Genomic DNA, 20,034 nt, shown 5'->3' with positions numbered 1-20,034 from the left:
TCGCGCTTCATGCTACTGAAGAAAGAAGCCCTCAACGCCCGCGTGCGTTCAATGAGGCCAAATAGGCGTTGTATGCCTCGAGTTCCTTGTCGCCGTCCCGGTCGGCCGCCCGGTCCTGGCGCTTGGCCTGCCGCTGCTCGGAGCCGTACCACTGGAACAGCAGCGCGATCAGCACCAGCACGGACGGGATCTCACTGAACGCCCACGCGATGCCGCCGGCCGCGTTCTGGTCCGACAGCGCGTCGATACCGAGGGATGCGGGCGGATTCTTGAACGTCTCGACCATCGGCTCGGACGCCATCATCAGCGCGATACCGAAGAACGCGTGGAACGGCATGCCCGCGAACAGCTCCAGCATCCGCATCAGATAGCCCGGCCGGTGCGGCCCCGGGTCGACCCCGATGATCGGCCAGAAGAAGACGATGCCCACGGCGAGGAAGTGCACCATCATCGCGACGTGCCCGGTCTTCGACCCCATCAGGAAGTCGAACAGCGGCGTGAAGTACAGCGCGTACAGGCTCGCGATGAACAGCGGGATGGTGAACGCCGGATGCGTGACGATCCGCATGTACCGGCTGTGCAGCAGGGCCAGGAGCAGTTCACGCGGCCCCTTCCGGCCCCGCGCGGCCACCGGCAGCGCCCGCAGCGCCAGCGTGATCGGCGCGCCCAGCAGGATCAGGATCGGCGACAGCATGCTGATCACCATGTGCTGCACCATGTGCACGCTGAACATGACCATCCCGTAGTCGTTCAGCTTCGTGCACATCATCAGCCCGATGGACAGCACACCCGCCACGAACGACACGGTCCGCCCCGCCGACCAGGAATCCCCCCGCCGCCGCAGCCGCACGACCCCCCACCCGTACAGCGCGAGCGCCAGCACACAGGCGACCAGAAAGAACGGGTCGGCCGACCAACCGAGCCCCCGCCCCAGCGTGAACGGCGGCAGATCCATGGTCATGCCGTGCCCGCTGTGCTCCATTACGCCGGCTCCTGATTCGTGGGGGTTGTGCGAGTCTGTCCGCACACAGACTAAGACCGCCCCCGGCCGCGTCTTCGACCGGGGGCGACCGGACCCACTTCAGGGGCGCGGGGAACTGCGCGACCAGCCCCCACCGGCCCGCAGACCGCGAACTACAGAACGCACTCAGCCTCGTCGTACCGATCCTCCGGCACCGTCTTCAACGTCTCCACCGCCTCCGCGAGGGACACCATCACGATGTCCGTCCCCCGCAGCGCGGTCATGTGACCGAACTCCCCCCGGTGCACGGCCTCCACCGCGTGCCACCCGAACCGCGTGGCGAGCACCCGGTCGTACGCGGTCGGCGTACCGCCCCGCTGCACATGCCCGAGTATCACCGGCCGCGCCTCCTTGCCGAGCCGCGCCTCCAGCTCCAGGGACAGCTGCCGCGCGATCCCGGCGAACCGCTCGTGCCCGTAGATGTCCTTGGCGCCCTCGTCGAACGCCATGGTCCCGGGCTTCGGCTTGGCCCCCTCCGCCGCGACGACGATCGCGAACCGCTTGCCCGCCTCGAACCGCTCGCCGACCTTGCGGGTCAACTCGTCGATGTCGAAGGGCCGTTCCGGCACCACGATGGCGTGCGCGCCGGCCGCCATGCCCGAGTGCAGCGCTATCCACCCGGTGTGGCGCCCCATGACCTCGACGACCAGCACCCGCTGGTGGGACTCGGCGGTGGTCTTCAGCCGGTCCAGCGCCTCCGTCGCGACCCCGACGGCCGTGTCGAAGCCGAAGGTGACGTCGGTGACCGCGATGTCGTTGTCGATGGTCTTCGGCACACCCACGACGGGCAGACCGGCGTCCGACATCAGCCGGGCCGCCTTGAGGGTGCCCTCGCCGCCGATCGGGATGATCGCGTCGAGTCCGAGCTCCTCGACATGGCCCCGGGCCCGCTCCACGCCGTCCCGCAGATGGGAGGGCTGGACACGGGAGGAGCCGAGGATCGTGCCGCCGCGGGCCAGGATGCCGCCCACCGCGTCGAGGTCCAGCTTGAGGTAGTCGCACTCCAGGAGGCCCTTCCAGCCGTCCCGGAAACCGATGACCTCGTCGCCGTGGTCGGCGACGGCACGGTGTACGACGGACCGGATGACCGCGTTCAGGCCGGGGCAGTCGCCGCCGGACGTGAGGACACCAATGCGCATAGCCCGATTTACCTTCTCGACGTGGGCCGGGTCCGGACCACGCTGTCCGGCTCGAACCCCGCCACCCTAGCGGCAGGAGGGGGCGGGGCCGTAGCACGCGTCCGCCTGCTGGACGGGCCCGCTCACCTGTGTGTACGGGCCGTCAGACGGGCTGCTTACATCGAGTGGGACACCCGGTGTACATCACCTCACGCAGGCTGCTCCGCCGCCGCGATGCGCTCGTTGCGGAGCGCCTCGTACCAGCGGTCGTCGGTCGGCGGCAGCGCGTTGACGTCGAGCGCCAGCTTCAGCAGCAGGTCGGCGATGAGCGGGTTCCGCGCGAGCACGGGTCCGTGCATGTACGTACCGAAGACCGTGTCGTTGTACGCGCCCTCGGTGCCGTCGCCCGTGCCGTTGCCGTTGCCGAAGCGGACCTTGGCGAGCGGGCGGGCGGTGGGGCCGAGGTGGGTGATGCCCTGGTGGTTCTCGAAGCCGGTCAGCGGGGGCAGGCCGAGCCGCGGGTCGATGTCGCCCAGGACGTCACCGACGCACCGGTCGCCCTCACCGCGCACCGAGACCACGTCGAGCAGGCCGAGGCCCGGCTCGCGCTGGCCGAGGTCGTTGATGAACTCGTGGCCGAGGATCTGGTAGCCGGCGCAGACCGAGAAGACGATCGCGCCGTTCTCCACGGCCCGGTGCAGACCGCCGTCACGGCGCAGCCGCTCGGCCGCGAGCCGCTGCGGCCGGTCCTCGCCGCCGCCGATCAGGTAGATGTCGCCGGAGGTCGGGATCGGCTGGTCGCTGCGCACGTCGAGCCGGGCCACGTCCAGGCCGCGCTGCCGGGCGCGGCGCTCCACGACCAGGACGTTGCCCTGGTCGCCGTAGGTGCTGAGCAGGTCGGGGTAGATCCAGACGACCCGCAGGCTGTTGTCGCTCACAAAAGTCCCCTGAGTGTGTCAGTTGCCGACGCGGCGGCGCAGGTCCTGGAAGGCGGTGTAGTTGGCGATGACCTCGATGCGGCCGGGCGGGCACATCTGCACGGCCTGGTCGATGTTCTCGCACACCTGGAAGTGCTGGTTGGCGACCTCCAGGCGCACCGCGAGGTCCAGCTTGCGGTCGCCGATGACGCAGATCGGGTGGCCGGTCAGCCGCGTGTAGTCGACGTCCCACAGCCAGGAGGTGTCGGTGCCGTCGGCGCCGCGCGCGTTGACCGAGAGGATCACCGGGGTCGGCGGCGGGTCGATCAGGCTGAACGTTTCGAGCCAGCCGGCCGGGTTCTTCGCGAGCAGGAGTCTGAGGTCGCGCTCCATGAACTGCACGACGTCGTAGCGTCCGGCGACGGCCTGCACCTGGTACATGCGTTCCAGGGCGACCTGCGGCGGTACGCCGAAGACGGCGGCGACGGCGGCCGAGGACGCGGCGTTGGCCTTGTTGGCCCGGCCGGGCAGCTGGAGGTGGATGGGCCAGGCGGATCCGTGCGGGTCCAGGACGTGGTCCCCGGACAGCGCCCAGCTCGGCGTCGGCCGCCGGAACCCGCACTCACCGCAGAACCAGTCGTCGCCGGGCCGCTGCATCACGCCACCGCAGGACGGGCAGGACCAGGCGTCGTCCTTCCACATCTGACCCGCGGCGACCCAGATCACATTGGGGGAGGAGGAGGCGGCCCACACGACCAGCGGGTCGTCGGCGTTGGCCACGATGACGGCCTTGGAACCGGCCAGCCCCTCGCGCCAGTTCTCGGCGAGCATGCGGGTCTCGGCGGCCCGGTCGAGCTGGTCGCGGGAGAGGTTGAGCAGTGCGATGCACTTCGGGTCGGTGTCCCGGGCCACTCCGGCGAGGTACTTCTCGTCCACCTCGATGACGCCGAAGCGTGCGTCGGAGCTGCCCGCGAGCGCCGAGGTGATGCCGGCCGGCATGTTGGCGCCGAGGGCGTTGGAGACGACCGGGCCGGCGGCCCTGAGCGCCTCGGCGATCAGCCGGGTGGTGGTGGTCTTGCCGTTGGTCGCCGACACCAGGGTCACGTCCAGGTTCTGGGCGAGCCTGGCGAGCAGGTCGGGGTCGAGCTTGAGTGCCACCCGGCCACCGATCACCGAACCGCTGCCGCGCCCCGCGGCGCGCGATGCCGCCGCGACCGCCTTGCCGGCGGTAACGGCGATCTTGGCCCGCGGCGTGAGCGGGTCCGAGTTGCCTGCCATCAGTTCTCGATCCTCCTTGCGTACGCGCCGCGCCTCAAGCCATTCGGCAACGTGGTGTGGACCTCAGCCTATCGAGATCCATTCGCACTCCCGAACCGCGGCGCCCGCACGACCTTCGCGTGACAGTCAGGACCGTACCCTTGCGGCCATGCGACAAGGTCCCATCCCGGGCGCCCGCGGGCGCGTCCGACCCCTCGCCCTGCTCGGCGACGACGTTCTCCACACCCCCTGCGAGGACGTCACCGACTTCGGCCCCGAACTGGCCGCTCTCGTGGAGGACTTGTTCGCCACGATGTACGCCGCCGAGGGCGTCGGCCTCGCCGCGAACCAGATCGGCCGGTCGCTGCGGGTCTTCGTCTACGACTGCCCCGACGACGAGGAACAGCGCCATCTCGGCCATCTCGTCAACCCGCGTCTGATCGAGGCCGACGGTCTCGTCCTGCGCGGCCCGGAGGGCTGCCTGTCCCTGCCGGGCCTGGAAGCGGGCACGGAACGTCACGACCACGCGGTGGTGGAGGGCTTCACGATGACGGGGGAGCCGGTGACGGTCCACGGCACGGGCTTCTTCGCGCGATGCCTGCAACACGAGTGCGACCACTTGGAAGGCCGCGTCTACGCGGACCACCTGAAGGGCTGGCGCCACCGAAGACTGATGCGCCGGGCGGCCCGAGCCTCCTGGCACCGGTGAGCGTGCCGGCCCAGGGGTACGACCGTCAGAACCCCGGACCGCCCACCTTGTCCCCGGCCGCCGCCAGGCGCCCCCACAACAGGTCCGCGAGACTGCGCACCAACTCGTCCCGGGGACACGGCCGTTCCCCCAGCCACCAGTCACCCGCCGCGTGCATCATCCCGACGATGCCGTGCCCCCACACCCGGGCCAGCTGCTGGCTTCCGGGGCCGAGATCCAGCCGTTCCTCGATGACCTGGGCCAGCTCCTCGCCCATCCTGCGCAGCAGCGGCCAGCTGTGCTTGCCGACGTCGAACCCCTGGTCCCCGACCTGCCCCGCCTCCGCGGGATGCATCAGGAACCGGTACACCTGGGGCCGCGCCTCGATCGCCGCGAGGTAGGTGTCCAACGTCGCCTCGACGCGCTCCCGGCGCTCGGCGGGGGCGTCCAGCGCGGCCCGCAGCGAATCCAGCAGGGCGTCGGTGTGCCGCTTGGCCAAGGCCGCGTAAAGTCCACCCTTGTCGCCGAAGTGGCGGTAAAGGATCGGCTTCGTGATCCCGGCCTCCGCCGCGATCGCGTTCATCGAGGCCTGCGGGCCGTCGCGCAGCACCACTCTGTCCGCGGCCTCCAGCAGCTCACGCCGACGGCGGTCGGCGGACCGCTGCTGATCGGTCCGCTGTGTGGTGTCCATGAAATCTCCCCCACCGGTGCTGAATCAGGTAACGCCTGCGCAAACTAACACTTCGGATGGCCCTTGCATCGAACGGGCTGCCGACCGGTCGGTAGGAGTTGACTTTTCCTACCGACCAGTAACAGACTCGGTGTTACCGTTAGTAACACCGTCGGTAACCCGCACGTGCGTCGCCTCTGGAGGGGACATGGCCGAGTTCACCATGGAGCTCAACGACGAACAGAAGGAGGTCAGGGACTGGCTGCACGGTTTCGCCGCCGATGTGATCCGCCCCGCGGCCGCCGAATGGGACGAGCGTGAGGAGACTCCCTGGCCGGTCATCCAGGAGGCGGCGAAGGTCGGCATCTACTCCCTGGACTTCTACGCCCAGCAGTATTTCGACCCGACCGGTCTCGGCATACCCATGGCCATGGAGGAACTCTTCTGGGGTGACGCGGGCATCGCCCTCTCCATCGTCGGCACCGGCCTCGCCGCCGTCGGCGTCCTCGCCAACGGCACCGAGGAACAGGTCGGCACCTGGATCCCCCAGATGTACGGCGATGTCAACGATGTCAAGGTCGCGGCCTTCTGCTCCTCCGAGCCGGACGCCGGCTCCGACGTCGCCTCCATGCGCACCCGCGCGGTGTACGACGAGGCCAAGGACGAGTGGATCCTCAACGGCACGAAGACCTGGGCGACCAACGGCGGCATCGCCAACGTCCATGTCGTCGTCGCCGTGGTCGACCCGGAGCTGGGCTCCAAGGGCCACGCCTCCTTCATCGTCCCGCCGAACACGCCGGGGCTGTCCCAGGGGCAGAAGTTCAAGAAGCACGGCATCCGCGCCTCGCACACCGCCGAGGTCGTCCTGGAGGACGTACGGGTCCCCGGCTCCTGCCTCCTCGGCGGCAAGGAGAAGCTGGACGAGCGGCTGGCACGGGCCCGCGAACGCGCGAAGGCCGCCGGCGGTGAGCGGGTGAAGAACGCGGCGATGGCCACGTTCGAGGCGAGTCGCCCTGCGGTAGGAGCCATGGCGGTCGGCACGGCTCGGGCTGCTTATGAAGTCGCCCTCGACTACGCCAAGACTCGGGAGCAGTTCGGGCGGCCGATCATCGACAACCAGGGTGTGGCTTTCCAGCTCGCCGACATGCGGACGTCCATCGACGCGGCCCGGCTGCTGGTGTGGCGTGCCTCCTGGATGGCGATCAGCGGCAAGCAGTTCACGGCCGCCGAGGGGTCGATGTCCAAGCTGTTCGCGAGCGAGACGGCGAAGAAGGTCACCGCGCAGGCCGTGCAGATTCTGGGTGGTAACGGCTACACGCGGGAGTATCCGGTGGAGCGGATGCATCGGGATGCGGCGATCTACACGATCTTCGAGGGGACGAGTGAGATCCAGCGGCTGGTGATTGCGCGGACGCTCTCGGGGATGTCCATTCGGTAGTTGTGCGGCTGCGGGTTGTGAGGGCTGGTCGTGCAGTTCCCCGCGCCCCTAGGTGGGGCATCGCAACGGTGTCAGTTGCTCGATGTCGTATCTCGACCGGAGTTGCTCGATCGCCGCGTGATCCGGTGGGCCCCCGCCGTCCAGGATCTCCAGGAGCTCCTCGAAGTACCGCTCGTGGTCCGGGGGCGGGCTCGCCTGGAAGAACATCTTCGCCGGGGTGTCCGTCGGGTTGGCGAAGGCGTGCGGACACCCGGGGGGTACGACGATGACTGTGCCCGGGGTCGCCCGGACGACCCGATTGCCGGAACCGGACTCCCAGCGCTGCCAGTTGTCCGGGGTCCGTACCCTCGGCTCGAAGGCGAGGACGTCCAGCTCGCCGTCGAGGACGTAGAAGAGCTCCTCGCTGCGGGTGTGGACGTGGGCGCCCACGTCGAAGCCCGGGGGCACGATGACCTCGAAGGTGGAGGCCATCCGGGAGTGGGAACCGGTCACCTTGAAGGTGACGTGCTGGGCCGGTGTCTGGACGACCCGGCCGTGACCCGGTGGGACCAGGAGTCCTTCGGCGGCCGTCACCAGGTCACCGGGAGCGCCTCGGGGCCGCGGATCAAGGCGCCCTTCTTGAAGGGGACTTCGCCGGGCGGTACGGCCAACCTCAGACCCGGCACGCGGTCCAGCAGCGCGTCGACGAGGAGTTGGGATTCCAGGCGGGCCAGCATGCCGCCCGGACAGTAGTGCGGGCCGAAGCCGAAGGACACGTGGGGGTTGGGGCTGCGGGAGAGGTCGATGGTCTCCGGGTCCGGGAAGACCTCCGGGTCGCGGTTGGCGGCCAGGTAGGACACGTACACCGCGTCGCCCGCCCGGATGCGGTGGCCCCGGATCTCCACGTCCTCCAGGGCGATCCGGGAGAGGCCGACCGCGTTGCGGTGCGGGATGTAGCGCAGCAGCTCGTCGATGGCCTTCGGGCGGATCTCCGGCTCGGCGCGCAGCCGTTCGGCGAGGTCGGGGCAGGTCAGCAGGAGGTAGAACATCTGGCCGCTGTTGTTGGTGACCGCCTCACCGCCGATCTGGAGGAGCACCGCGAGCCCCACGGCCTCCTCCAGCGTGATCTCCTCCCGGCCCACGGCGGCACCGAGCAGCGAGGTGACGTCCCCGGCCGTGCTGCCCTCGCGGAGCCCGATGAGGTCCGCGAAGTAGGCGCCCATCTCGTTCTTGGCCTTCTCGCTGACCTGGGCGCCGTGCGAGGAGGACAGGATCAGCTGGGTCCAGGTGTGCATACCGTGCCGGTCGGCGGCCGGGACGCCCATCAGCTCGCAGATCACGGCGATGGGGAAGGGGGTGAGGACCGTGGCGACGAGGTCGGTGGGCGGGCCGTCCTGGAGCATCTCGTCGACGAGGTCGTCCAGCAGGCGGCGGGACCTCTCGCGCACCCGCTCCACCCCGCGTGCCGTGAACGCGGCGGCGACCGAGCGGCGCAGCCGGGTGTGGTCGGGCGGGTCCAGGAAGCCGACCGCGCCCCGGGCCGGGATGAAGTGCGGGGCGAGCCGGGTGACCTGCCGGTCCATCACGGCCTCGCGGCCGAACCGGGGATCGTTGGTCACCATGCGCACGTCGTCGTGGCGGGTGACCAGCCAGGCCCAGCCCTCGCCGTTGGGCAGCCTGATCCGGGTGACCGGGCCCTCCCGCATCAGCTCGGTGAGGACCGGGTCGAAGTCCACGCCGGTCAGATCGAGCGCGGGCCAGTCCCGGACCGGTGGGAGGGTCTCGGTGAGCGTCTCTTCCGTCATGCCGTACTCACAGCCGTCCTGTCGCCCCGTACAACCGTCCTGCCGTCACGCACGGCCGTCCTGGTGTCCGCCCGCTGCCAGCGGCCGAGGGACATCTCCGCGGTGATGCCGGGGCCGAACCCGGCGAGCAGTCCGCGCGCCCGGTCGTGGGCGCCGCCCTCGTCGAAAAGCCGGCGCAGCGCGTCCAGGACGACGGCGCTGGCGATGTTGCCGTACTCGGTGAGCGTGGCCCGGCTGAACCGGAAGGCGTGCGGGTCGACCTGGAGGAACGTGCTGAGGTCGTCGAGGATGCGGGGACCGCCGGCGTGGACGATGTAGAAGTCCAGGTCGGCCGCGTCCCAGCCGTGCAGCCCCGCGAGGTCCCGCAGTGCCGGGGCGAGTGGCTCCATGGTGGCCGGCACCCGCTTGTCCAGCAGGAAGTGGAAGCCGGTGGCCCGGACGTCGTACATGATCCACTCCTCGGTCTTGGGGATCAGGTACGAGCCGTTGCGTTCGAGCGCGATGCCCTCGCCGCCCTGGCCCCGCACCACCGCGGCGGCGATCCCGTCGCCGAACAGGCCGTTGGAGAGCAGCGATCCGATGCCGAGGTCGGTGGGCTGGTAGCACAGCGAGCAGAACTCGCAGGCCACGATGAGGGCGTTGGCCTCCGGGTAGGCCGAGCAGAAGTCGTGCGCCCGGTTGATGGCGGCACCGCCGGCCGCACAGCCCAGCTGGGCTATGGGTATCTGCCGGGTGGTGGCCTCGAAGCCCATCTCGTTGATCAGCCAGGCGGTCAGCGAGGGCATCATGAAGCCCGTGCACGACACGTAGATGATCACGTCGATGTCGCGGGTGAGCAGCTCCGCGTCGTCCAGCGCCCGCTGCACCACCGACGGCACCCGCGCCTTCGCCTCGGCCACGTAGATCTTGTTGCGCTCCTCGAACCCGGGGTGCTTCAGCGTCTCCTCGATGGGCTGCACGATGTGCCGGGTGCGCACCCCCGTGTTCTCGATCAGCCGGAGGGCCAGCGGCAGTTGGGGGTGGTCCGCGTGACGGGAGCGCGCCAGCTCCAGCGTCTCCTCCATCGTGATCACATACTCCGGAACGGACACCGAGGGTCTGCACAAAGTCGCCATGAACCGTGCCTGCTTTCGCCTCAGAGAGTGGTCCAGTCCACCTTCACCCGAGGGACAGACGACTTCGCGCGGGACTACTCCAAACGCGGGATGACTGCAGGCGCCCCTCCAGGGGCGCGGGGAACTGCGCGACCAGCCACAACGAACCAGCACCCGGCGACGAACAGACCCCCTACGGCGCACCCCCGCTACTGTGCGCAATACACGCCACATCAATCCGATCGGCAAGCTTCGCCAGCTCGATCGTCAGCGCGGCAACCGTGTCCTCGTCCAGCCCCTCTTCCCCGGCCTCGACAAGATGCAGCCACCGCCCACCCACGGTCCGCAAAAGCTTGCTCACATCGGCGGCAGCCACTTGCAAGGTCCCGCGGTCATCGACGATCAGAGGCAGAGTCACTTCGCGGTTCACACCCGGGATCGTAGCTGCGCAAGCGTCACGCTCCGTGCCAAACCGTCGTGATGTTGCAGAACTCGCGGATTCCGTGCCCGGACAGCTCACGCCCGTATCCGGACCGCTTGACCCCGCCGAACGGGAACGCCGGGTGGGAGGCGGTCATCCCGTTGACGTACACACCGCCGGCCTCCAGATCCCGTACGAACCGGTCGATCTCGGCCTCGTCCCGCGTCCAGACGTTGGAACTCAGCCCGAACGGCGAGTCGTTGGCGATGAGCACGGCCTCGTCCAGGTCGGCCGCGCGGTACAGCGTGGCGACCGGGCCGAAGGCCTCCTCGCGGTGGATGCGCATCTCGCGGGTGATGCCGGTGAGGACGGTCGGCCGGTAGTACCAGCCCTCGCGGTCGGGCCGTTCGCCGCCGCACAGTGCGCGGGCGCCGGCGCGGGTGGCGTCGTCGACGAGTTCCTCCAGGTCCGCCCGGCCCTGCTCGCTGGCCAGCGGGCCGATCTCGGTGTCCTCCTGCAGCGGGTCGCCGACCTTCAGCGTCTGCATGCCGCGCACGAAGCGTTCGGCGAAGGCGTCGTACACGTCCGTGTGGACGATGAACCGCTTGGCGGCGATGCAGGACTGGCCGTTGTTCTGCACCCGGGCGGTCACCGCGATCTCGGCGGCGCGGTCGATGTCGGCGGACGGCATCACGACGAAGGGGTCGCTGCCGCCCAGTTCCAGCACCGTCTTCTTGATCATCTCGGAGGCGGTGGAGGCGACGGCCCGGCCGGCGGGCTCGCTGCCGGTGAGCGTGGCCGCCTTGACGCGGTCGTCGCGGAGGATGTCGTCGACCGCGCCGGAGCCGATCAGCAGGGTCTGGAAGGTGCCCTCGGAGAAGCCCGCGCGGTGGAACAGGTCCTCCAGGTAGAGGGCGGTCTGCGGGACGTTCGAGGCGTGCTTGAGCAGGCCCACGTTGCCCGCCATCAGGGCGGGGGCGGCGAAGCGGACCACCTGCCACAGCGGGAAGTTCCACGGCATCACCGCGAGCACCGGTCCCAGCGGCCGGTAGCGGACCAGGGCGCGGGAGGCGCCGGAGTCCTTCACGTCGTCGGCGGAGGGCTCCTCGTCGGCGAGCAGCTCGGCGGCGTGGTCGGCGTACCAGCGCATCGCCTTGGCGCACTTCGCGGCCTCGGCGCGGGCCTGCTTGACCGGCTTGCCCATCTCGGTGGTCATGACCCGGGCGATGTCCCGCTGGTCCTCGTCGAGCAGCTCGGCGGCCCGGCGCAGCAGCCGGGCGCGCTCGTCGAAGGTCGTCGTGCGATAGGTGCGGAAGGTGGCCTCCGCCAGCTGGAGCCGGCGCTCGATCTCCTCCGCGCCCATGGCCTCGTACGTCTTGAGCGTCTCGCCGTTCGCCGGGTTCACCGTCGCGATGGGCATGACCGACCTCCTGAAGAGCGGACTGTGTTTCGACCTTCCCGCGCCGCGCCGGTCACCGCAACGCGTACGCGGATGCTCAGCCCGAGTGCTCCGCCAGTCGATCGAGAAACGCCGCCTGAGCCTTCACGATCACGGCCCGCGCCCGGTCCAGGCCGAACCACTCGACGCGGTCCAGCTCGGGAAAGTCCTGGAACTCGCCGGACTTCGGGGGCCACTCCATGCGGAAGGTGCCCGGGACGACGGTGGCCGGATCGAGGTCCGCCTCCACCGCCCACGCCGTGACGATCTTGCCGTTGGTCTGCCGGACCTCACCGAGCGGCAGCGCCTCTCCGTCCGGCGGCGGCAGGCCCAGCTCCTCCTGGAACTCGCGGCGGGCCGCGTCCCACGCGGGCTCCTCGGGGTCGTACTCGCCCTTCGGGACGGTCCACGCCCCGGCGTCACGGCGGGCGAAGAAGGGGCCGCCCATATGGCCGAGCAACACCTCCAGGCCGCGGTCGGTGTGGCGGAACAGCAGCAGGCCCGCGCTGCGCTTCACGGCCGTACCTCCGGATGGGCGGCGAGCAGGGTCTCGACCGTGTCCGCGTCCTGCGGCCGCTTGTCCTCCCGGTAGCGGACGACACGGGCGAAGCGCAGGGTGACGCCGGCCGGGTAGCGGGTGGACTTCTGCAGACCGTCGTAGGCGATCTCCACGACGAGCTCCGGGCGTACGGTCACCACGTGGCCGGCGGTGTCCACGGCCAGCTCCTGGAGCCGTTCGGTCTGCCAGGTGAGCATGGCGTCCGTCATGCCCTTGAAGGTCTTGCCGAGCATGGCGAAGCCGCCGTCGGCGGTGCGGGCGCCGAGGTGGAGGTTGGAGAGCTTGCCGGTGCGGCGGCCGTGGCCCCACTCGGCGGCCAGGACCACCAGGTCGAGGGTGTGCACGGGCTTGACCTTCAGCCAGGACGCGCCGCGCCGGCCCGCGCTGTAGGGGGCGTCGAGGGACTTGGCCACGACCCCTTCGTGGCCGCGCTTGAGGGTCTCGGCGAGGAACTCCTCCGCCGCGGAGACGTCCTCGGGGCCCGCCACCACCGTGCGGCGCACCCGCATCGGCTCGGGCACCAGCCGGGCCAGCTCCGCGTGCCGTTCGCCGAACGGCAGGTCGAGCAGGTCGCGGCCGTCGACGGACAGCGCGTCGAAGAAGACGGGGGAGACCGGGACCGTCTCGGCCGCCGTGGTCACGTCCACGCGGGAGCCGACCCGGCCGGCGATCTCCTGGAAGGAACGCGGGCGGCCGTCCTCGTCGAAGGCGATGACCTCCCCGTCCAGGATGAACCGCTCGCCCCTCAACTCCAGGGCGGCGGAGGTCAGTTCGGGCAGCCGGTCGGTGATGTCGTCGAGGGTGCGGGTGTACAGCCGTACGACCTCGCCGTCGCGGTGGATCTGGACGCGGATGCCGTCCAGCTTCTCCTCGACCGCGCAGGCGCCGAGCTTGTCGACCGCCTCGGCGACCGAGGAGGCACTGTGGGCGAGCATCGGCAGCACCGGCCGGCCCACGGTCAGCCGGAAGCGGTCGAGCGCCGGGGGACCGTCCGCGAGCAGGGCCTCGGCCACCGTCTGGAGCGAGCCCGCGAGCATCACCGCCCGCCGTACGTCCGCCGACGGCGCCTCGGTCGCCTGGGCGAGCCCTTCGATCGCGACCGCGTCCAGCGCGCCCTGCCGCACCTCGCCGCTGATCAGGCCGAGCAGGAAGCGCTGCTCGTCCTCCGTCGCCGCGGCCATCAGCTCCCCGACCAGCCGGGCCCGTTCGGCCTGCGAACCGGCGCCCGAGACCTTGCCCAGCGCGCCGAGCAGGGCGTCCACCTCGCGCACGGTCAGCGTCGGCTCGGCGGCCGGGGCGACCGGACGGCTCAGCACCTTCCAGCCGACGCCCAGCCGCCCCTGGGGCAGCCGTCCGGCGAGATACGGGATGACGATCGGCACGTCCGCCGGCTCGGCGTCCCGGAACAGCTCGGCGAGGAGCGCGATCTTCCGGGAGCGCGCCGAGGTGGCGGCCACCTCCTGGGACACACGGGCCAGCCGGGTCAGCAGCATGCAGCCATGGTGCACCGGAGGCGGGCGCTCTACACCCTGACGGCCGCGTCGAGGTCCTTCATCAGCAACTCGCCGTTGATCGTGGCACCGGCCCGGTACCCGCCGGCCGCCGCGTTCACGACCTGCTCCGCGAACCCCCGCGCGTTCCCCGCGGACCACACCCCCGGCACCGTCGTCAGGCCCGTCTCGTCGACCACGGGGTAGGCGCCGAACGGCGTCTCGACCAGCTCGGCGCCCAGGCGCCGCAGCAGATCGGTCTGGGGCACCGCCCGGGGCGCCACGAAGAGCACCTCGCGCTCGTGCGCGGTGCCGTTGCCGAGCCGTACGCCGGTGAGCCGGTCGTCGTCGGCCAGGACCTCCGCGACCTCGCCGGGCACCACCTTCACACCGGCCGCGGCGAGCCTGCGCAGATCGTCGTCCGACAGCTCCTCCTCGGCGACGGTGTGCAGGAAGAGGGTCACGTCCTTGGACCACTGGGACACGATCAGCGCCTGGTGGACGCTGAGCGGGCTGGTGGCGAGCACGCCGAAGGCCCGGTCGCGCACCTCCCAGCCGTGGCAGTACGGGCAGTGCAGCACATCGCGGCCGAAGCGCTCGGCGAGTCCGGGGACCTCGGGCAGCTCGTCCTTCAGGCCGGTCGCGATCACCAGGCGCCGGGCCCGTACGGTGCGTCCGCCCGCCAGCTCCACGGCGAAGCCCTCCGTCACGTCCACCACCCGGTCGCGCACGAGCTCGACGCCGTAGCGGGCGATCTCCTCGCGGCCCACCGCCAGGAAGTCGGCCGGGGACATGCCGTCCCGGGACAGATAGCCCTGCATGTGCGCGGCGGGCGCGTTGCGCGGTTCGCCCGCGTCGACGACCAGCGTCCGGCGCCGGGCCCGGCCCAGGACCAGCGCGGCGGACAGTCCGGCCGCGCCGCCCCCGACGACGACCACCTCGTACGAGTCGCTGTCGCTGTCGCTGATGTGGATGTTGTTCTGGGTCATGGGTGACCACCTCCACTGCGACAGTCGCTCTCCCAATGCCGCATTGACAAATGTGTTTGCCGAAACTGCAATGGAGTCATGAGTGACGACGACGGTATGGACGAGGTCCTCGCGGAGGTCGGCCCCCGGCTGCGGCGGATCCGCAAGGAGCGGGGGGCGACGCTGGCCGGTCTGTCCGAGGCGACCGGCATCTCGGTGAGCACGCTCTCCCGGCTGGAGTCCGGGCTGCGCAAGCCCAGCCTGGAGCTGCTGCTGCCGATCGCGCGGGCGCACGAGGTGGCGCTGGACGAGCTGGTGGCCGCGCCCGCGGTGCGCGATCCCCGGGTGCGGGCCGAGCCGATCAGGCGGCACGGGCGCACGTACTGGCCGCTGACCCGGCAGCCGGGCGGCCTCCAGGCCTTCAAGGTGCTGGTGCCGCAGGAACAGGCCGAGCCGGAGCCGCGGACCCATGAGGGCTACGAGTGGCTGTACGTGATGGCGGGGCGGCTGCGGATGGTCCTCGGTGACCACGACATCGTGCTGACCGCCGGGGAGGCGGTGGAGTTCGACACCCGGGTGCCGCACTGGTTCGGGTCGACGGGGGAGGGGCCGGTGGAGTTCCTGAGTCTGTTCGGGCCGCAGGGGGAGCGGATGCACGTGCGGGCGCGGCCGAAGCGCAGGGGTGGCGAAGACGACTGACGCCGACGGTTCCCTCATGGCAAGCGACCGCTTAGTATGCGGTGACGCCGGTTCATACCCCGGTCATGGCTCCGGTACGACGACGCAGTCCCGTGGAGGCACCGCATGCAGGCATGGCAAGTGCACGAGAACGGCGAGCCGGGCGAGGTGATGCGCCTGGAGGACGTGGCGCGGCCCACGCCCGGTGACGGCCAGGTCCTGCTGAAGGTGCGTGCCGCCAACATCAACTTCCCGGACGTGCTCATGGTCCGCGGCCACTACCAGGTCAGGCCCCCGCTGCCGTTCACCCCCGGTGTGGAGATCTGCGGCGAGACCGAGGACGGTCGGAGGGTCATCGCCAACCCCGCACTGCCCCACGGCGGCTTCGCCGAGTACGCCGTCGCGGACAGCGCCGCCCTGCTGCCCGCGCCCGACTCGCTGGACGACGCCGAGGCGGCCGCCCTGCACATCGGCTACCAGACCGGCTGGTTCGGCCTGCACCGCCGGGCCGGTCTGGAGGCCGGCGAGACGCTGCTCGTCCACGCTGCCGCAGGAGGGGTCGGCAGCGCGGCCGTGCAGCTCGGCAAGGCGGCCGGCGCGCGGGTGATCGGTGTCGTCGGCGGCGCCGACAAGGCCGCCGTCGCCCGGGAGCTGGGCTGCGACCTGGTGATCGACCGGCGTAGCGAGGACGTCGTCGCCGCGGTCAAGGAGGCCACCGGGGGCCGGGGCGCCGACGTGATCTACGACCCCGTGGGCGGCGAGGCCTACACCCAGTCCGCCAAGGTCGTCGCCTTCGAGGGCCGGATCGTCGTCGTCGGCTTCGCGAGCGGGACGATCCCCAGCCCCGCGCTCAACCACGCCCTGGTGAAGAACTACGCGGTCCTCGGACTGCACTGGGGCCTGTACAACACCAAGAACCCCAAGCTGGTCCGGCACTGCCACGAGCAGCTCACCGAACTCGCCGCCCGGGGCGCGATCAAGCCGCTGGTCAGCGAGCGGGTGCCGCTGGCCGAGGCCGCCGCCGCGGTCCAGCGGGTCGGCGACGGGGTCACCACCGGCCGGATCGCCGTCCTGCCGACGGAAGGAGCCGGGGCATGACCGACGCAGCCGAACTCAAGCGCCGCACCGCCGAGTTGCTGGCCGCACACCCGCCCGCGACCACCGACAGGCTCGACTTCCTCAGGGCCCGCTTCGACGCCGGGCTCGCCTGGGTGCACTACCCCGAGGGCCTCGGCGGACTGGGCGCGCCGCGCTCCCTCCAGGTCGTCGTGGACACCGAGCTGGAGGCGGCCGGCGCCCCCGACAACGACCCGCGGCGCATCGGCATCGGCCTGGGCATGGCCGCGCCGACGATCCTGAAGTACGGCACGGAGGAGCAGAAGCAGCGCTATCTGCGACCGCTGTGGACCGGCGAGGAGGTGTGGTGCCAGCTGTTCAGCGAGCCCGGCGCCGGATCCGACCTCGCCGCGCTCGGCACCCGAGCCGTCCGCGAGGGCGACGGCTGGGTCGTCAACGGGCAGAAGGTGTGGACCTCCAGCGCGCACAACGCCCGCTGGGCCATCCTCATCGCGCGCACCGACCCGGACGTGCCCAAGCACGCGGGCATCACCTACTTCCTCTGCGACATGACCGACCCGGGCGTCGAGGTCCGGCCGCTGCGCCAGATCACCGGCGAGGCCGAGTTCAACGAGGTCTTCCTCACCGACGTCCGCATCCCCGACTCCCACCGCCTCGGCGAGGTCGGCGACGGCTGGCGGGTCGCGCAGACCACCCTGAACAACGAACGCGTCGCCATCGGCGGCATGCGGCTGCCCCGCGAGGGCGGCATGATCGGCCCGGTCGCGAAGACCTGGCGCGAGCGCCCCGACCTGCGCACCCACGACCTGCACCAGCGGCTGCTGAAGCTGTGGGTCGACGCCGAGGTCGCCCGCCTCACCGGCGAACGCCTGCGCCAGCAGCTCGTGGCCGGCCAGCCCGGCCCCGAGGGCGCCGGCATGAAGCTCGCCTTCGCCCGCCTCAACCAGGAGATCAGCGGCCTGGAGGTCGAACTCCGCGGCGAGGAAGGCCTGTTGTACGACGACTGGACCATGCGCCGCCCTGAGCTGGTGGACTTCACCGGCCGCGACGCCGGCTACCGCTATCTGCGCTCCAAGGGCAACAGCATCGAGGGCGGGACCAGCGAGGTCCTGCTGAACATCGTCGCCGAGCGCGTGCTGGGCCTGCCGTCCGAGCCGCGCACCGACAAGGACGTCGCATGGAAGGACCTGGCCCGATGACGAAGGCGCCCGACCTGCTGTACTCGGAGGAGGAAGAGGCCCTGCGCTCCGCCGTACGGGACCTGCTCGCCGACCACTGCGACGCGCCCGGCGTCATCGCCCGCGCCGAGTCCGACGCCCCGCACGACCTCGCGGCCTGGAAGGCCCTCGCCGACGGCATGGGCCTGGCGGGCCTGCTGGTGCCCGAGTCGCGCGGCGGCCAGGGCGCCACGCACCGCGAAGTCGCCGTGGTGATGGAGGAGCTGGGGCGCGCGGTCGCTCCCGTGCCCTATCTGACGAGTGCCGTCATCGCCACCGAGGCGCTGCTGGCCTGCGGCGCCGACGACCTGCTCGCCGAGCTGGCCTCCGGGCGGCGGATCGGAGCGCTCGCCGTCGCGCAGAACGTGGCGGCGGGCCGTGCCTACCAGGTCGTGCGCCATGAAGGCGGCGCCCTGCACGGCGAGTTGACCGCGATCGCGGACGCGGCCGTCGCCGACGTGCTGCTGGTGCCCGCCGACGACGGCGGCCTGTACGCGGTCGACGCCGACTCGGCCACGATCACCGGGCAGGTGTCCCTGGACCTGACCCGGCCGGTGGCGAAGATCGTGCTCGACGGTGCCCCGGGCCGCCTGCTCGGCGACGCCGAACCCGCCGTCCGCCGCGCCCTGCGCTCCGCCGCCGGGCTGCTCGCCTCCGAGCAACTCGGGCTCGCCGAGTGGGCGTTGACGGAGACCGTGCGCTACCTCAAGGAGCGCAAGCAGTTCAACCGGCCCGTCGGCGGCTTCCAGGCGCTCAAGCACCGGCTCGCCCAGCTGTGGCTGGAGGTCGTCAACCTCCGTGCCGCCGCCCGCAACGCCGCCGACGCGCTCGCCACCGGCGTGGACGTCGAGGTCGCGGTCGCCGTCGCCCAGGCCTACGCGGCGTCGGTCGCCGTGCACGCCGCCGAGGAGGCGCTGCAACTGCACGCCGGCATCGGCATGACCTGGGAGCACCCGATCCACCTGTATCTCAAGCGGGCCAAGGCCGACTCGATCGCCTACGGCACGGCGGGCGCCCACCGCGAGGCGCTGGCCGAACTCGTCGACCTGCGCGCCCCCTGACGTTCACCCGGGAAAGCCCGCCCCACCAGGGGCGGGCTTTTTCGTGACCCCCGCCGTCCCCGGCGCCGACGAGGTGAACGGACAGCGGCAGTCCGGCCAACTCCTCTCCCGGCCCTGCACTTCGGGCGCCTTCGGATCGCATACTCACAGCGATCCGAATGTCCTGTCAGGGAGGCAGAGCATGGCACTCACCACCCGCCGCAGAGTCCTCACCACCTTCGGCGCCGCCCTCGCGGGCGCGGTCGCCGTGCCCGTCACGCGTGCGGCGGCCGGGGAACAGCACCGTCACCGCCGCCCGTTGTGGCGCGCGCACGCCCACAACGACTACGAGCACCCGCGCCCCCTCTTCGACGCCCTCGACCACCGCTTCGGCAGCGTCGAGGCCGACATCTACCTCGTCGGCGACCAACTCCTCGTCGCCCACGACCCCGAGGACCTCGACCCGAGCCGCACCCTCGAATCCCTCTACCTCGACCCGCTGGCCGCCCGCGTCCGGGCCCACCACGGGTCCGTGTACCGGGGCGACCGCCGCCCGCTGCAACTGCTGATCGACATCAAGACCGAGGGCTCCTCGACGTACCTCGAACTCGACCGGCATCTCAAGCGCTACAAGCACCTGTTCACCACGTACGCCCACGGCCGCGTCCACCGCGGCCCGGTCACCGCCGTGATCTCCGGCGACCGCGCGGCCCGGGCGCCGATGGAGGCCCAGACCGTCCGCCGGGCCTTCTACGACGGCCGTCTCGCCGACCTGGGCGGCCCGGCGCCCGCCTCCTTCATCCCGCTGATCTCCGACAACTGGACGCTCAACTTCACCTGGACGGGCGTCGGCGCCTTCCCCGACGCCGAGCGGCAGAAGCTGCGCGGCATCGTCCGGACGGCCCACGCGCGCGGCCAGCGGGTCCGGCTGTGGGCGACGCCGGACGTGGCGGGACCCGCCCGGGACGCGGTGTGGAGCGAACTGCTCGCCGCCGACGTCGACCACATCAACACCGACGACCTCGCGGGCCTGGAGGCCTTCCTCGACGCCCACCGGTCGGCGTAGGACACCACACGTTCGGCGGACAGCTCATCCGCACGGACGAACCCTCCGCTACGCCACACTTGCGGCCGAACGTCGTGAAAAGGGCGAAGCGGC

Annotated in this window: 20 protein-coding genes; 7 read left to right on the top strand and 13 right to left on the bottom strand. The window is 71.2% G+C overall.

Annotation, left to right across the window (positions count from 1 at the left end; genetic code table 11):
* Window positions 1-31: 31 nt before the first annotated feature.
* From K4B79_RS31700 to K4B79_RS31685, 4 genes are all read right to left on the bottom strand, one after another.
* Complete coding sequence (locus K4B79_RS31700; protein ID WP_232030738.1) at window positions 32-982, bottom strand: cytochrome c oxidase assembly protein; 951 nt, start codon at window positions 980-982, stop codon at window positions 32-34.
* Between the two features lie 152 nt (window positions 983-1,134).
* Window positions 1,135-2,160, bottom strand: a complete 1,026-nt coding sequence (locus K4B79_RS31695) for a 6-phosphofructokinase (protein ID WP_232030737.1) — start codon at window positions 2,158-2,160, stop codon at window positions 1,135-1,137.
* Window positions 2,161-2,348: 188 nt separating this feature from the next.
* Complete coding sequence (locus K4B79_RS31690) at window positions 2,349-3,077, bottom strand: type 1 glutamine amidotransferase (RefSeq protein WP_232030736.1); 729 nt, start codon at window positions 3,075-3,077, stop codon at window positions 2,349-2,351.
* Window positions 3,078-3,095: 18 nt separating this feature from the next.
* Window positions 3,096-4,334 carry a MurT ligase domain-containing protein gene (locus tag K4B79_RS31685; RefSeq protein ID WP_232030735.1) on the bottom strand — a complete coding sequence of 413 codons (1,239 nt, stop codon included), beginning with the start codon at window positions 4,332-4,334 and terminating at the stop codon, window positions 3,096-3,098.
* A gap of 148 nt (window positions 4,335-4,482) precedes the next feature.
* Here K4B79_RS31685 and def point away from each other — a divergent pair, with 148 nt between their 5' ends.
* Window positions 4,483-5,022, top strand: a complete 540-nt coding sequence (def, locus tag K4B79_RS31680; RefSeq protein ID WP_232030734.1) for a peptide deformylase — start codon at window positions 4,483-4,485, stop codon at window positions 5,020-5,022.
* 25 nt (window positions 5,023-5,047) lie between these two features.
* Here def and K4B79_RS31675 read toward each other — a convergent pair whose 3' ends face one another.
* On the bottom strand, window positions 5,048-5,692 hold the full coding sequence (locus K4B79_RS31675; RefSeq protein ID WP_232030733.1) for a TetR family transcriptional regulator: 645 nt from the start codon (window positions 5,690-5,692) through the stop codon (window positions 5,048-5,050).
* A 187-nt stretch (window positions 5,693-5,879) separates the two neighbouring features.
* On the opposite strand from K4B79_RS31675, the gene K4B79_RS31670 reads away from it, so the two are divergent.
* Window positions 5,880-7,109 carry an acyl-CoA dehydrogenase family protein gene (locus K4B79_RS31670; protein ID WP_232030732.1) on the top strand — a complete coding sequence of 410 codons (1,230 nt, stop codon included), beginning with the start codon at window positions 5,880-5,882 and terminating at the stop codon, window positions 7,107-7,109.
* 48 nt (window positions 7,110-7,157) lie between these two features.
* Here the strand turns inward: K4B79_RS31670 and K4B79_RS31665 are convergent, their stop codons facing one another.
* The 8 genes from K4B79_RS31665 to K4B79_RS31630 form a co-directional block, all read right to left on the bottom strand.
* Window positions 7,158-7,682, bottom strand: coding sequence for a cupin domain-containing protein (locus K4B79_RS31665; protein ID WP_232030731.1), 525 nt, complete (start codon window positions 7,680-7,682; stop codon window positions 7,158-7,160).
* Window positions 7,679-8,893 (bottom strand): cytochrome P450, encoded by a 1,215-nt coding sequence (locus K4B79_RS31660; RefSeq protein ID WP_232030730.1) that lies wholly within the window; start codon window positions 8,891-8,893, stop codon window positions 7,679-7,681. The genes K4B79_RS31665 and K4B79_RS31660 overlap by 4 nt, the downstream gene beginning before the upstream one ends.
* The gene (locus tag K4B79_RS31655; protein WP_232030729.1) at window positions 8,890-10,008 is read right to left on the bottom strand and encodes a type III polyketide synthase; all 1,119 of its coding nucleotides are present in this window, start codon (window positions 10,006-10,008) and stop codon (window positions 8,890-8,892) included. Before K4B79_RS31655 ends, K4B79_RS31660 begins: the two co-directional genes overlap by 4 nt.
* Before the next feature lie 172 nt (window positions 10,009-10,180).
* A complete protein-coding gene (locus K4B79_RS31650; protein ID WP_067428106.1) occupies window positions 10,181-10,417 on the bottom strand; it encodes a DUF6213 family protein in 237 nt (78 codons plus the stop codon).
* 25 nt (window positions 10,418-10,442) lie between these two features.
* Entirely contained in the window at window positions 10,443-11,828 is a 1,386-nt protein-coding gene (locus K4B79_RS31645) for an NADP-dependent succinic semialdehyde dehydrogenase (protein WP_232030728.1), read from the bottom strand.
* A gap of 76 nt (window positions 11,829-11,904) precedes the next feature.
* On the bottom strand, window positions 11,905-12,363 hold the full coding sequence (locus tag K4B79_RS31640) for an NUDIX domain-containing protein (protein ID WP_232030727.1): 459 nt from the start codon (window positions 12,361-12,363) through the stop codon (window positions 11,905-11,907).
* Window positions 12,360-13,898 (bottom strand): ATP-dependent DNA ligase, encoded by a 1,539-nt coding sequence (locus K4B79_RS31635; protein WP_232030726.1) that lies wholly within the window; start codon window positions 13,896-13,898, stop codon window positions 12,360-12,362. Before K4B79_RS31635 ends, K4B79_RS31640 begins: the two co-directional genes overlap by 4 nt.
* 29 nt (window positions 13,899-13,927) lie before the next feature.
* Window positions 13,928-14,884 (bottom strand): NAD(P)/FAD-dependent oxidoreductase, encoded by a 957-nt coding sequence (locus tag K4B79_RS31630; RefSeq protein ID WP_232030725.1) that lies wholly within the window; start codon window positions 14,882-14,884, stop codon window positions 13,928-13,930.
* Window positions 14,885-14,962: 78 nt separating this feature from the next.
* Between K4B79_RS31630 and K4B79_RS31625 the strand changes: the two genes are divergently transcribed.
* The 5 genes from K4B79_RS31625 to K4B79_RS31605 all read left to right on the top strand — a co-directional run bounded on the left by K4B79_RS31625 (window position 14,963) and on the right by K4B79_RS31605 (window position 19,941).
* Entirely contained in the window at window positions 14,963-15,562 is a 600-nt protein-coding gene (locus K4B79_RS31625) for a helix-turn-helix domain-containing protein (RefSeq protein ID WP_232030724.1), read from the top strand.
* Window positions 15,563-15,667: 105 nt separating this feature from the next.
* Window positions 15,668-16,639, top strand: coding sequence for an NADPH:quinone oxidoreductase family protein (locus K4B79_RS31620; RefSeq protein WP_232030723.1), 972 nt, complete (start codon window positions 15,668-15,670; stop codon window positions 16,637-16,639).
* Window positions 16,636-17,817, top strand: a complete 1,182-nt coding sequence (locus K4B79_RS31615) for an acyl-CoA dehydrogenase family protein (RefSeq protein WP_232030722.1) — start codon at window positions 16,636-16,638, stop codon at window positions 17,815-17,817. Before K4B79_RS31620 ends, K4B79_RS31615 begins: the two co-directional genes overlap by 4 nt.
* A complete protein-coding gene (locus K4B79_RS31610) occupies window positions 17,814-18,896 on the top strand; it encodes an acyl-CoA dehydrogenase family protein (protein ID WP_232030721.1) in 1,083 nt (360 codons plus the stop codon). Before K4B79_RS31615 ends, K4B79_RS31610 begins: the two co-directional genes overlap by 4 nt.
* 181 nt (window positions 18,897-19,077) lie before the next feature.
* Entirely contained in the window at window positions 19,078-19,941 is an 864-nt protein-coding gene (locus K4B79_RS31605; RefSeq protein WP_232030720.1) for a phosphatidylinositol-specific phospholipase C/glycerophosphodiester phosphodiesterase family protein, read from the top strand.
* Window positions 19,942-20,034: the final 93 nt, after the last annotated feature.

This window comes from Streptomyces lincolnensis, assembly GCF_021173675.1.
In the GTDB taxonomy this organism is placed as follows: domain Bacteria; phylum Actinomycetota; class Actinomycetes; order Streptomycetales; family Streptomycetaceae; genus Streptomyces; species Streptomyces lincolnensis_B.
This window is presented reverse-complemented; position numbering and strand designations above follow the sequence as displayed.